The 13252-nt window shown below is 74.6% G+C and carries 11 protein-coding genes and 1 tRNA gene; 4 read left to right on the forward strand and 8 right to left on the reverse strand.

Annotated elements, in window-relative coordinates; genetic code table 11:
• Positions 1-110: 110 nt before the first annotated feature.
• The 8 genes from GC157_15695 to GC157_15730 all read right to left on the reverse strand — a co-directional run bounded on the left by GC157_15695 (position 111) and on the right by GC157_15730 (position 9037).
• Entirely contained in the window at positions 111-1328 is a 1218-nt protein-coding gene (locus GC157_15695; GenBank protein ID MBI1378901.1) for an FtsX-like permease family protein, read from the reverse strand.
• Positions 1325-2002, reverse strand: coding sequence for an ATP-binding cassette domain-containing protein (locus GC157_15700; GenBank protein MBI1378902.1), 678 nt, complete (start codon positions 2000-2002; stop codon positions 1325-1327). Before GC157_15700 ends, GC157_15695 begins: the two co-directional genes overlap by 4 nt.
• A 97-nt stretch (positions 2003-2099) precedes the next feature.
• Positions 2100-3566: an HlyD family efflux transporter periplasmic adaptor subunit gene (locus tag GC157_15705; GenBank protein ID MBI1378903.1), complete on the reverse strand. Its 1467-nt coding sequence runs from the start codon at positions 3564-3566 to the stop codon at positions 2100-2102.
• 120 nt (positions 3567-3686) lie between these two features.
• Entirely contained in the window at positions 3687-4262 is a 576-nt protein-coding gene (locus GC157_15710) for a dCTP deaminase (GenBank protein ID MBI1378904.1), read from the reverse strand.
• 71 nt (positions 4263-4333) lie between these two features.
• A complete protein-coding gene (locus GC157_15715; protein MBI1378905.1) occupies positions 4334-5446 on the reverse strand; it encodes a hypothetical protein in 1113 nt (370 codons plus the stop codon).
• The gene (locus GC157_15720) at positions 5443-6063 is read right to left on the reverse strand and encodes a sigma-70 family RNA polymerase sigma factor (GenBank protein ID MBI1378906.1); all 621 of its coding nucleotides are present in this window, start codon (positions 6061-6063) and stop codon (positions 5443-5445) included. Before GC157_15720 ends, GC157_15715 begins: the two co-directional genes overlap by 4 nt.
• 58 nt (positions 6064-6121) lie before the next feature.
• Positions 6122-7312, reverse strand: a complete 1191-nt coding sequence (locus GC157_15725; protein ID MBI1378907.1) for a hypothetical protein — start codon at positions 7310-7312, stop codon at positions 6122-6124.
• Positions 7313-7435: 123 nt separating this feature from the next.
• A complete protein-coding gene (locus tag GC157_15730; GenBank protein ID MBI1378908.1) occupies positions 7436-9037 on the reverse strand; it encodes a hypothetical protein in 1602 nt (533 codons plus the stop codon).
• Positions 9038-9160: 123 nt separating this feature from the next.
• Between GC157_15730 and GC157_15735 the strand changes: the two genes are divergently transcribed.
• The 4 genes from GC157_15735 (at position 9161) to GC157_15750 (ending at position 13092) form a co-directional block, all read left to right on the forward strand.
• Entirely contained in the window at positions 9161-11542 is a 2382-nt protein-coding gene (locus tag GC157_15735) for a PASTA domain-containing protein (GenBank protein ID MBI1378909.1), read from the forward strand.
• 131 nt (positions 11543-11673) lie between these two features.
• Positions 11674-11747 (forward strand) — tRNA-Gly (locus GC157_15740).
• Between the two features lie 311 nt (positions 11748-12058).
• Entirely contained in the window at positions 12059-12640 is a 582-nt protein-coding gene (locus GC157_15745) for an ArsR family transcriptional regulator (protein ID MBI1378910.1), read from the forward strand.
• Positions 12637-13092 carry a hypothetical protein gene (locus GC157_15750; GenBank protein ID MBI1378911.1) on the forward strand — a complete coding sequence of 152 codons (456 nt, stop codon included), beginning with the start codon at positions 12637-12639 and terminating at the stop codon, positions 13090-13092. The genes GC157_15745 and GC157_15750 overlap by 4 nt, the downstream gene beginning before the upstream one ends.
• The last annotated feature ends 160 nt before the right edge of the window (positions 13093-13252 follow it).

Consider the following 13252-nt stretch of genomic DNA (forward strand, 5'->3'; position numbering starts at 1 on the left):
GCGAGGGCGGTGCGGTCGGTCGTGGGCGGCGGTGCGGTGCGGTCGGTCTGGCCGGTCGCGGGTTGTCGGGCGGTCAGGTCGGGCGGTCGGGTCGGTCGGCGGGCGGGGGGTCACTCGTAGCGGAGGGCCTCGACGGGGTCGAGGCGCGAGGCGGCGCGGGCCGGCCAGTAGCCGGCGACGACGCCGACCACGAGCGCGGAGACGAAGGCGAGGGCGATGCCGGACAGCGTCGGCGCGGCGGGCACGTTGACGGCAGTGCCCACCGGCCCGGTCACGGCCATCCCGAGCAGGACGCCGACCACCGCGCCGCCGAGCGTCACGATGATCGCCTCGACGAGGAACTGGCGGCCGATGTCGCGCCGGCGGGCGCCGATCGCCTTGCGGGTGCCGATCTCGCGCACCCGCTCGCGCACCGACACCAGCATCGTGTTGGCGATGCCGATGCCGCCGACGACCAGCGCGATCGCGGCGATGCCGATGAGGAAGTTGCGGATGGTCGCCGTCGTCGTCGACGCGACCGACAGGAGCTGGTCCTGGCTCACCATGCTGAAGTCGTCGCTGGCGGTGGAGCTCAGGTCGTGGCGGTAGCGCAGCAGCGCGGTGATCTCGCTCTCGACGTACGACAGCTGCGCCGGGTCCTTGAGCGAGACGCCGATGGTGCGCAGCGACGACGCGCCGGTGAACCGCGACTGCACCGCGCTGATCGGGGTGTAGACGGCGTCGTCCGGGTTGGCGAAGCCGACCCCGCCCTTGGGCTGGGTGACCCCGACGACGGTGAAGGGGATGCCGTTGATCGTCACGCTCTGCCCGACGGCCTCCTGCGGCGTGAGGTTGAGGTTCGACACCGTGGTGGGGCCGAGGACCGCGACGCGCAGGCCCTTCTCGACCGAGACGTCGTTCAGGAACGTCCCGGCCTGGATCTCGTAGTTGCGCACCTGGGCCTCGGCCGGCGTGGTGCCGGTCATGCTCGTGGTGGTGTTGGTGCGCCCGTCGACGACGACGACGTTGGACACCGACATCTCCGGCGCCACCGCCGCCACCCCGTCGAGCTTCGCGATCGCCGTGGCGTCGTCGAGGGTGAGCGTGCTCGCCGACCCGGCCGCCCCCCGCACCCCGCCGACGAAGGTGCCGCCGGCGTTGACCGACAGCAGGTTGGTGCCGAGGCCGGCGATCTGCTGGGTGATGGCCGTCTGCGTGCCCTCGCCGACGCCGATGAGCGCGACGAGCGACGCGACGCCGATGATGACGCCGAGCGTCGTGAGCGCGGTGCGCAGCAGGTTGGTGCGCAGCCGTCGCACGGCCAGGCGCAGCGCCTCGGTGAAGCTCACGGCTCCACGCTCCCGGCGTGGTCGAGGTAGGCGGGCGCGGGAGCCCCCTCCTCCACGAGCAGCCCGTCCTCCACCCGCAGCACGCGCGCGGCCCGGTCGGCGATGCGCTGGTCGTGCGTGATCGTCACGAGCGTGAGCCCCTCCGCCTGGAGCTCCTGGAGCAGCGAGAACACGTCGGCGCTCGAGCGCGAGTCGAGGTTGCCGGTCGGCTCGTCGGCGAGGATCACGGCCGGCCGGGTCACCAGCGCGCGTGCGATCGCGACGCGCTGGCGCTGTCCGCCGGACAGCTGGGACGGGTCGTGGTGCAGCCGGTCCTGCAGCCCCACGCGCACGAGCGACTCCTCCGCGCGCTCGAGCCGCTCCCGGCGCTTGACCCCGGCGTACACGAGCGGCGCGGCGACGTTCTCGAGCGCGGACTCGCCGGCCACGAGGTTGAAGCTCTGGAAGATGAACCCGATGGCGCGGTTGCGCAGCGCTGCGAGCCGGTCGTCGTCGAGGGTGTCGGTGTCGACGCCGGCGAACAGGTACTGGCCGCCGGACGGCCGGTCGAGCAGGCCGAGGATGTGCAGCAGCGTCGACTTGCCCGAGCCGGACGGCCCGATGATCGCGACGTTCTCGCCGAGCCGGATGCGGAAGCTGACGCCGCGCAGCGCCGCCACCTCGCTGTCGCCCATCGAGTACACGCGGGTGAGGTCGCGGCCCTCGATGAGGGGCGGCTCCTCGAGCACGGTCGGGGTGTCGGCGGCGAAGCCCGCCGGGGCGGGATCGAGGTCAGCCACCGGGCCGCCCCCCGCCGAACCCGCCGCCGAAGCGCCCGCCGCCGCCGGTGAGACCACCGACGCCGCCCACCCCGGTCGTCGTGGACGCCGTCGGGTTCACCACGCCGGTCACCACGACCTGCCCCACGGACAGCCCGCTGATGATCTCGGTGGCCGAGTTGGTCGACAGCCCGATGTTCACCGGCGTCGACACCGGCGACCCGTTCACCATCAGCTGCACCGTGGTGCTGCCCGCGGTGCCCTGGATCGCCGTGGTGGGCACGTAGAGCACGTTGGTGGCCTTCGCCGTCGCGATCGAGATCGACGCCGACATGCCCGGCAGCGTCCCCTTCGGGGTGGACGAGAGCGTGAGCGAGAGCGGGAAGGTCACCGCGCCCGACGACGAGCCGGAGTTGGCCGCGGTGGGCAGCGCGGTCACCTTCGCCGGCACCGTGGTGCCGAGCGCGGTGACGGTCACCTGCGCGGTCTGCCCGAGCCGGAGGTTGGCGACGTCCTGCTCGGCGACGTCGGCGGTCACGGTGAGCGCGTCGGACCGCAGCGTGACGGCGTTGGCCGAGGGCGGCGCCTGGCCGACGGTGAGGTCGACCGCGGTGACGTAGCCGGACACCGGCGCCGTGATCGTCGAGGCCGCCGCCGCGGAACGCGCGGTCGCGAGGTTGGCACGTGCGGTGGTGACCTGGTTCTGCGCCTGGGTGAGCGAGGCCTCGGCCTGCGCGAGCGAGGCGGCGTTGGCCGCGTCCGTGGCGGAGGTGTCCGAGGCCTGCGCGACGGCCTGCTGGTCCTGCGCGATGGCGGCGTCGTCGTGGGCGACCTTGGCCTGCGCCTGGGCGACGGCGAGCCGGTCGGCCTGGATCGTGGCGGCGGGCGCCTTGGCCGCCTGGTCCGCGGCGAGCTTCTTCTGCGCCTGGCCCAGCGCCGTCGTGTCGACCGCGAGCTGGGCCCGGTCCACCTGGAGCTGCGCCTGGGCGCTGGCCACGGCCGTGCTCGGGGAGGTCTGCGACGCGATCTTGGCGCGGGTGGAGGTGAGCTGCGCCTGGGCCGAGGTCACCTGCGCCAGCGCGGTGGTCAGCTGCGCCTGCGCGGACGTGATCGCGGCGCTGGACCCCGCGGTGCTCTCCCGGGCCAGCACCTGGCCGCGGCGCACGTGCTGGCCGGTGCTCACGTAGACCGCGGTGACGGTGTTCGAGGAGCTCCCGCTCGACGCGTTCGACCCGGTGCTGCCGTTGCCGGACGAGGACGTCGAGGTCGACGTGGTGACCGTCGTCGTGCCGAACGCCATCGCGTAGGTGGCGGCGGCGCCGATGGTGCCGGTGGCCGCGATCGTGGAGGTGACGTCGCCCTGCTGGACGGCGCTCGTCAGGTACTGCGTGGTCGACGCGTCGGACTGGCGGTGCCCGAGGAACCAGTAGCCGCCGAGGGCCACGACCAGCACGAGGGCGACGACGAGCACGCGTTTCATGACCGCAGTGCTACGGGACCCGGTTGGCAGTTGCCCGGGGGAGTCCTGAGAGGTTCCTGAGCATCGGCCGCCCGGCTCCGACGCCGGCGGCGACCGGCCCGCGCGGGGCCGGCGTCCGGCTCAGATCTCGGTGCGGTGGAAGTTGAGGTGGCTCTTGCTCGGCGTCGGCCCCCGCTGGCCCTGGTAGCGCGAGCCGTACTGCGCGGAGCCGTAGGGGTGCTCGGCCGGGCTGGAGAGCCGGAACAGGCACAGCTGGCCGATCTTCATGCCCGGCCACAGCTTGATCGGCAGGGTCGCGACGTTGGACAGCTCGAGGGTGACGTGGCCGCTGAACCCGGGGTCGATGAAGCCTGCGGTGGAGTGGGTGAGCAGGCCGAGCCGGCCCAGCGACGACTTGCCCTCGAGCCGGCCGGCGATGTCGTCCGGCAGCGTGACGACCTCGTACGTCGAGGCCAGCACGAACTCGCCGGGGTGCAGGATGAACGGCTCGCCCTTGGCCGGCTCGACCAGGCGGGTGAGCTCGGGCTGCTCCTCGGCCGGGTCGATGTGCGGGTAGCGGTGGTTCTCGAACACGCGGAAGTACACGTCCATGCGCACGTCGACGCTCGAGGGCTGCACCATCGCCTCGTCGAACGGCTCGAGGACGACGCGCCCGGAGGCGAGCTCGGCTCGGATGTCGCGGTCCGACAGCAGCACGGGTACTCCTTGGTCGAGGGACGCCGAGAATCTATCGGTCGCCCGCCTCGCCAGGCATCGCCGTGCGCCGGTCAGCCGGCGGTGCAGGCGACGGCTCCGTCGGGCTGCGCCGAGCACCGGGCGTGCACGGCCGACTGCACGACGGCCGCGGGCACGGCGTCGACCACGGTGCGCGACACGGCCGACTCACCGATCACCGTGCCGGCCGGGATCCCGTCGAGCGCGGTGACGGCCACCTCCCGCTCCCCCACCAGCTCGCCGGTGGCCGGGTCCACCACGATCTCCTGCCGGATCCCGTCCACCGCCTCGGAGTACGACAGGGCCACTCCGGAGCGCGCCCCGACCGCCGCGGTCCGGTCGCTCACCTCGACCCCCGGCACGGTGGCGAGCACCCGGTAGAGCGCGGCGCGCAGGTCGGCCGGCACCAGTCCGGTGCGCAGCAGGTCCGCCGCGTAGACGAAGGCCTCGCCGTCGGCCGACGAGCCGTGGCCAGCGGCCGCGGCGTACAGGGCGTCGCGCAGGGCCTGAGGATCGAGAGGCAGAGCCGCGACGAACTCGGGGCTGGGGGTCTGCCACGAGCCGGGCAGCGCGTCCGGGGCCAGGTCGCTGGTCCAGGTGCGCGCGGGGGAGGTCACCACTGCGGGGTCCCATGCCAGCCCGGAGAGCGTGCGGAGGATGCGCGTGGCGTCGGTGACCGTGTAGCCGGGGCGCGATCCGTCGACGGCGAGGTAGTCGGTGGAGTCCGCCGACACCAGCACCGCCGAGGGCCCGCCGCCGCCGGCGGCGGCGTCCGCGGTGGCGCCCGGCGACGTCTCGGCCAGGGCGAAGCCCGTGCGCGAGATGCGCCACCACTGGTCCGGGGCGGCAGCCGGGTCGCTGGTGTGGATCGCCCCGGCCGCCCGGGTGAGCAGCGACGCCGCCTCGGCCGAGGCCGACGGTGCCCGGGTGAGGGCGGGTGCGAGCAGAGCGGCGAGGGTGAGCGCGGCCACGGCTGGCACCGCCCACCGGCCGACCCGGCCCACCCGGCCTCGTGTCCGGCGGCTCACCGCGCCAGCCGCGGGTGCCGCCGCGGCGGCGTCCTCGAGCACCCGGCGGGCCATGGCGCGCAACGCCGCCGGGTCGAGGCTGCGGTCGCTCGCGGCAGGGTCGACGGTGTGCAGGCGCTCGCGCAGGTCGGTGCTCATCGGGGCTCCTCGGTCAGGGGGAACTGCCGCGGCGCGGGGACGGCGCGGCGGGGGACGACAGGACGGGCAGGGGCGGGTGCGGCCTCGGGACCGGCGGCCCCGTCGGTGAGCAGCACCGACGCGGCACGACGCCGGGCCCGGTGCAGCCGGACACGGGCGGCCGCCGCGGTCACGCCGAGGACGTAGGCGATCTCGGCCGGCTCGAGCTGCTCCCAGGCCCAGAGCCTGAGCACCTCGGCGTCGCGGTCGGACAGGCCGGCCAGGGCACGCGCCACCGCGTCGGCGTCGTCCAGGCGCGCGGCGACCGCGTCCGCGGGGTCGTCGGTGCGCCCGTCCGGCATCTCGATCGAGGCCGCTCGGGCGGCGAGGGCGGTGCGGCGGCTGCGGCTGCGGTGCTCGTGCAGCACCAGGTGGCTGGCGGTGCGGTAGAGCCAGGGCAACGCCGGCTCGGGCACCCGGTCGCGGTAGCGCCACGCCGCAGCGAACACCTCCGCGGCGACGTCGTCGGCGTCCTGGGGGACGCGTCGTCGGGCGTAGGCCAGCACGGTGTTGCCGTGGCGCAGCACGAGAGCCTCGAGCCAGGCCTCGTCCCGGCACGGCCGCTCGGCGTCGCTCATGCCCGTGTGTTCCCGGCCGGCCGTCCGCCGTTACAGCTCCGACGACGACAGCCCGGCATCAGTCGCGGCCGAGCATCCGGCGGATGCGCTCGCCGGCGCCGGACAGCGGGTCGACGGCGTCGTCCTCGAGCGGCTCGCCCATGGCGTCCTCCACGGTGCGGACCCGCCGCGGGCCCTCCGCCACGGACTCGCGCAGCTGCTCGAGCCGGCCGAGCAGGGTGAGGCTGTCGAGGGCGGCGACGACGTCGCCGGAGGCCGTGGTGACCTCGACCGCCACCCGGACGTCCTCGGCCATGCGGTCGCTGGCGTCGAGGGTGTCCTCGTCGAGACCGTGCAGGGAGACGGCGCGCAGCAGCGAGCCGAGCTCGCCGAGCAGGTCCGCGAGCACCGCCCGCGGGAGGGCCGGCGCCGGGCCGGGCCGGTCGTAGACGCGGTCGACGCTGCCCGCCAGCGAGCGGCAGTGGATGGCGAGCCGGGTGAGCCACACCATGCGGTCCTCGAGCTGCTCGAGCTCGACGCCGAGCGCGCGGGCCCGCGGGTTGAACCGGGTGGACTCCGCGGCCTGGGTGACGGCGTCGCGCACGGACACGGCGCGCACGCGCAGCGCGCGGCTGGAGCGGATGAACGCGTGGCGGGTGTCGTCGTGCAGCGGCACGGGGTGCGTCCCCGCCTCGGCCGCCACCTGCGCCAGCAGGCCGGCCAGCTCGTCGGCATAGGCCGCGAGCTCCACCCGCGCCTCGTCCAGGCGCGGCCGCGGCGGCAGCACGAACACCGCGGCGACCCCGACCACCGCGCCGAGCGCGACGTCGAGCACGCGCCACAGGTCCACGCTGAGGTCGCCCGGCCCGAGCGCCAGCACGAAGACGACGGCCACCGGGATCTGCAGCTGGCCGGTCATGCCGACCGGCAGCGCCCGCGCGGCGAGCAGGCTCACCAGCACCGCGACGAACACCGACCACCACGTGACCGGCAGCCAGGTGACGTACACCGTCGCCGCGAGCACGCCCAGGCCGGTGCCCAGCACCCGCTGCGCCGTGACCCCCAGCGTGGTGAAGGGGCTCGACTGCACCACGAACAGCGTGGTGATGGGCGCGAAGATCGGCAGGGCCGAGCCGGACACGGCGCGGGCCAGCAGGTACGACAGCGTGGTCGCGAGCGAGATCCGCAGGATCAGCGAGAGCGAGTCGATCGGGCGCATCCGCGAGGTGAGGGCCGCCTGCAGCCCCAGCTCCGCGCGCGACGTGGACACCTGCGCAGTGTGGCAGCCGCCGCGGCGCCTGCCCGGCGTCCGACCGACGCCGCGCTCGGGCGCCGGCGCGCGCGGACGCCCCCGCGGACGGCGACGCCGCGACCGCCGGCGGGTGCCCCGGGATCAGCCCGTCGGGCGCGGGTCCGGCGGCGGGGTGGGCACGGTGGGCTCGGGCGGCGGCGTCTGCAGCAGGATCTGCGGGATCTCCGGCGGGCAGCCCGGGGTGGTGCTCGGCGACGGGCCGGCGCTGGTGGACGACGTCGGGGACGCCGTGGCCGAGGTGGTGGGCGACGCCGTCGCGGTGGGGCTCCCGGCCGCCTGGCAGGCGGCGACCGCGGCGTCGTACGCGGCCTGGGCGTCGGCCTGGTCGACGAAGAACTGCGCGCGGGCGGCGACGGCGTCGTTGTAGGCCTGGAGGGCGGCGGCGTAGGCGGTGCGCGCCGCGGTGATCGCGTCCCAGGCGGCCGCGACCTGCGCGACGGCGCGGGCGTACTGCGCGAACGCGACGGCCTGCTGCTCGTAGACCGGGACGTCCTCCCAGTAGGTGAGGGTGTCGACCTGCCAGGTCTGCTGCGCGAGCGCGAGGTCCGAGAGCGCCTGCTGGGCGCGCGACTGAGCCAGCACCGCCTCCTGCGCCTGGTCGAACGGCGGCCGCGGCTGCCCGGTGAAGGCCCACCCGCAGCCGGGGCCCACCAGGTCGTCGAGGCGTGAGGGGTAGGTGGTGACGTTCGGCACCGGCGTGGGCCGCACCGGCACGACCGGCTCGGGCACCGGCGTGGGCAGGTCCTGCGGCCACACCGGGTCGGCCGGGCGCTCGGGGTAGGAGACCGACGGCAGCGGGGTGGGGGTGTAGGTGTCCGGCACCGGGGTGACGCCCTTGGGCGGCGACGGGGTCGGGACCGGCGGCAGCGTGACCGGCACCGGCGTGGTGAGCCCGGTGAACGCACCCGGCGCGCCCTGCACGCCGGTGGCGACCCAGGGCGACCGGCTCGCGTCGGCCAGGCGGGAGGAGATGACGTTGCAGCGGCTGCGCAGCGACTCGAGCAGCACGGCGTCGAGGGTGGTGGCGTCGGCCGCGAGGCCCACCGAGCTGCGCCCGGGCGAGACCACCAGCGCGATCACGTCGCCGCGGCGCCAGAACAGCGCGGTGGCGGCGGGCTTGCCCCCCGTGGCGGCCAGCCCCGCCGCGAGCGCCTCGGTGCCGGGGGCGGCGGCCACCCGCAGGGTGACCTGCGCCCCGGAGCAGGACGAGAGCACGTCGTTCCAGTCTCGTAGCGCCACGGCGCCGGCGCCGGCGCCGTAGGCCGACACGGTGACCACGACCTGCCGGCCCGGGGTGTCGAACACGCGCGAGGCGGTGAGGGCGGCGTCCACGCCGGGGCGCCCGCAGGGGCTGTCGAACGGGGTGCCGCCGGACCACGACAGGTCGCTGGCCGGCTGCCAGCCCGGGGCGACGGTGCCGGTGAGGGTGCTCGCGAGCACCTCCTGGGCCGGCGTGCGCACGAGGGCCACCCGGCTGACGGTGGGGGTGGGCGTGCTGGTCGGAACGGTCACGGTCTCGCCGCGCGGCTGCAGCGAGATGCCGAACATGCCGAGACCGACCACCGTGAGGGCGAGGAACGCGACGGCCACGACGACGACGGCCACGGCCGCCACGGCGCTGCTGACCCGCCGGCCCGCCGCGGGCGCGGGGACCACGTCGGGCGTGACCGAGTGGCGGCCCATCGGTCACCCCCTCGTCACCCGTCGGTCGTCCGCGACGCGCACCCTGGTGGCGAGCGCCTGCGCGGGCGAGGTGCGCCCGCACCTCATCATGGTGAGGGGACGCGACCAGGGAAGCGAGCAGGGGTGAGCCGACGACACGCCGGTGGAGCAGCGCCGGCCGGGCCGCCACCGGGCGGGTCGGGCCTCGACGACCTGTTCCCCGGCGGCCTGCGCTCGTCGGTGCGCGCCGCCCCCCGGGCCTCGGCCGGGCGCCGGATCGCCCGGGTCCCGCTCCTGCTGCTGTGGTCGGCGGTCGCCGGCGCGCTGGTGGCCTTCCTGGCCGCCCCGGCGGTGCTGCCGCCGGCCTACGCCGCCCGCCAGGCGGTCTACGCCTGGGACGACCTGCCCACCGCCCTCCCCCTCGACGCCGAGCTCCCCCTGCGCAGCGTGCTGACCGACGACGAGGGCAAGCCGTTCGCGGTGTTCTACGGCCAGAACCGGGTGCCGGTGTCGCTGGCCAACGTCTCGCCGGCGGTGGTGGACGCGCTGCTGGCCACCGAGGACGACCGCTTCTACGAGCACGGGCCGGTCGACCTCACGGGCCTGGCCCGCGCGGTGCTGCGCAACAGCGGCGGCGCGCGGCAGGGCGCATCCGGCATCACCCAGCAGTACGTGAAGAACCTGCTGCTCACCCAGGCGCGCACGCCCGAGGAGGCGGCCGCCGTCACCGAGGTGACGCTCGCGCGCAAGATCCGCGAGCTGCGCTACTCCGTCGCGGTCGAGCAGCAGCTGACCAAGGACCAGATCCTCGAGCGCTACCTCAACACGGTGAACTTCGGCGACGGCGCCTACGGCATCGGGGCCGCGGCGCTGCACTACTTCGGCGTGCCGCCCAAGTCGCTCACCGTGCCGCAGGCGGCGATGCTCATCGGCATCCTCAAGTCGCCCACCAACTACAACCCCGTCGACAACCCCGGCCCGGCCCGCGAGCGGCGCGACGTCGTCCTCGCGCGGATGCTCGACACCGGCCGCATCACCGCCGCGCAGTACACCGCCGCCGTGGCCGACCCGGCCAAGCTGAAGGTGACCGACCCGGCCCAGGGGTGCGGAGCGTCGGCGTACCCGTTCTTCTGCCAGTGGGTCGTGCAGATCCTGAGCAACGACAAGACCTTCGGGCCGACGCCGGAGGCCCGGGCCGATCTGCTCTACCGCGGCGGCCTCACCATCCGCACGACGCTCGACCGCAAGGCGATGGCGGCGGCGCAGTCGGCCGCCAACGCGGCGCTGACCCCGACCAACCGGGTCGCTGCGGGCATCGCGGTGGTGCAGCCCGGCACGGGCCACGTCGTCGCGCTGGCCACGAGCAAGCGATGGGGGCGCGACCCGGCGAAGGGCGAGACCCAGCTGGTGCTGCCGGTGCTGCCGGCGTACCAGCCGGGGTCGAACTTCAAGCCGATCACCCTCGCCGCGGCGCTGGAGCAGGGCTTCTCGCTCACCACGACGTTCGACACCCCCGACGGCTACAAGCCGCAGGGGATGAACTACCCGCCGGGCGGGTTCCACAACGACAACAACCGCAACAACGGGGTGCTCAACGCCTACCAGGCGACGGCCGGGTCCGTGAACACGTGGTACGTCCAGCTCGAGGAGCGCTACGGCGTGCTGGCCGTGGCCGACATGGCGCAGCGGCTCGGGATCACCAGCCTGCCGCGGTCCGGGCCGCGGGCGATCACCAAGCGGGACGCGTCGCTGACCCTCGGCGCCTACGAGGTGTCGCCGCTGGAGATGGCCGGCGCCTACGCGACCTTCGCCAGCGGCGGCATCGAGTGCTCGCCGGTCGGCATCACCGCGGTGACCGACCGGCACCGCACCGCGCTCCCGGTGCCCTCGGCCGGCTGCCACCGCGCGCTGTCGCCCTACGTCGCGGCCGCCGTGGCCGACGTGCTCCAGGGCGTGTTCGGGCCGGGCGGCACGGGCTCGGGCCTCGGGCTCACCGGGCGGCCCGCCGGCGGCAAGACCGGCACCACCAACAACTCCGCGGCCACGTGGTTCAGCGGGTTCACCCCGCAGTACGCCGCGAGCGTGTGGATCGGCGACCCGCGCGGCGGCCAGAAGTACCCGCTCAAGGGCGTGGAGGCCTACGGGCGCTACTTCAGCACGGTGTACGGGCGCTCGATCGCGGGGCCGATCTGGCACTCAATGATGACCGCGATGCACCACGGCCTGCCGGTGCAGGGCTTCCCCTCCCCGGCCACCACGGCGCTGTCCGGCCTCACGCCACCGGTGCCCGACGTCGTCGGGCTCTCGCGCGACACCGCGGTGAGCGCGCTGCTGCAGGCCGGCTACACCGTGCGGCTCGACCCGCAGACGGCCGCACCCGATCCGGACCTGCCCACCGGGGCCGTCGCCGACCAGGCCCCCGCCCCGGGCTCGTCGGCGCCCTACGGCAGCACCGTGGTGCTCACCCTCACCGACGGCAGCGACACCACCGTCGCGATCCCGCGCCCCCGCTCCGCGGGCGGCTGACGACGTCGACGATCCCCCCGCCAGGGACCGCGGCGGCCTGTGCGGCCCCCGCCCGACGCCGGTCCGGGGCGGTCCGGGCGGCTCGGTCGGTGGGGCATAATGACGGTCGGTCGCCGCCCTGGTGGCGCCCTGCGGGTGTAGTTCAATGGCAGAACATCAGCTTCCCAAGCTGACAGTGCGGGTTCGATTCCCGTCACCCGCTCCAGCGAAATCCCTTGCAGCACAGGGTATCTCAGGATCAGACACTTCACCTTCAATCTCCACTCTTGCCCGTTGCTGACCGGTTCTAGCCCACGTTTCACCCACGACAGATCCAGGGCGGCGAGGCTCAGGAGGCCGAGGTCGACGGATTCGACGAAAGCCCAGAACGGGTCGGGAGGTCCCTCCCGGCAGGGAGCCAGACGAGTGTGCAACGGAGGCGGTTACGTCAGGCCACGCTCGCTGGCGGGAGCTGTTCGCAGCGCTCGACGTCAGCGTTCGTAGACACTACGCATAATCGGGTGATACTGTCGGTTCATGCGTAGTGATGCTCCAGTGCTCGCGCCGACCTTCCGGTCGCGCACGCAGGGGGATCTGCTCGCCCTCGTCCTGCTACACCCCGACCGGGAGTGGACGGTGAGCGAGCTGGCGCGCGAGCTCGGGGTCGCGCTCACCACCGCGCAGTCCGAGGTGGCGCGACTGGCCGAGGGCGGCGTGCTGGCCACGCGCAAGGTTGGCCGCGCGCGCGTCGTGCGGGCCAACACCGCCAGCCCGGCCGTCGCGCCGCTGACCCAGCTCACCCTCGTGACGTTCGGACCGCAGACCGTCGTCGCCGACGAGTTCGCATCTCTTGGCGCCGAGCGGGTGATCGTGTTCGGCTCCTGGGCCGCCCGCTACCACGGTGAGCCCGGCCCTCTGCCGGCTGACATCGACGTGCTCGTCGTCGGCGACGTGGCCCGTGCCGACGTCTACGCCGCCGCCGAGCGGGCCGAGGCCCGGCTCGGGATGCCCGTCAACCCGGTGCTGCGCAACACCGCAGCCTGGGACGACCCGACAGGTGACTCGCTGCTCGCCGAGATCCACGCCCGTCCCTACGTCGAGGTGACGAGGACGCCATGACGTGGGAACGCGGACGCGCCGTCGTCGAACGGCTCCTCGCCGAAGGACGGCTCGAAACGATCAGCGGCGCAGCCGCCGACGGCACGACGTGGCTGACCTCCGCCACGGCGCTCCTGGAGTCCGCGCGCCGCGAGGCCGGCAGCAACCCCGAGGCGGCGTTCGTGCTCACCTACGACGCGGCTCGCAAGGCGAGCACCGCGCTCCTCGCCCAACAAGGCCTACGCACCAAGACGACCGGGCACCACGTCACGGTCGAGCAGATCGTCCGCGCACAGTTCGGTGGGCCATTCGACGCCTTCGGCGCTCTCCGGCGCCGGCGTTCAGAGATCGAGTACCCGCAACGACCCGGCGACGACATCGATCCGGGCGAGGTCCCCATCGCCATCGACCAGGCGGAAGCGATCGTCAACGCGGCCGTGCGACTCGCTCCACAACTAGACCTCTACCGCTGAACACGCATCTCGCCGGGTGAGCCGACAACCCAAGCTCTATCGGCACTTACGCGTGCCCCGGAGCGGCACGCTATCGGCACTTACGCGTGCCCCGGAGCGGCACGCTATCGGCACTTACGCGTGCCCCGGAGCGGCACGCTATCGGCACTTACGCGTGCCC

The organism is Frankiales bacterium (assembly GCA_016125335.1).
GTDB lineage: Bacteria > Actinomycetota > Actinomycetes > S36-B12 > CAIYMF01 > Longivirga.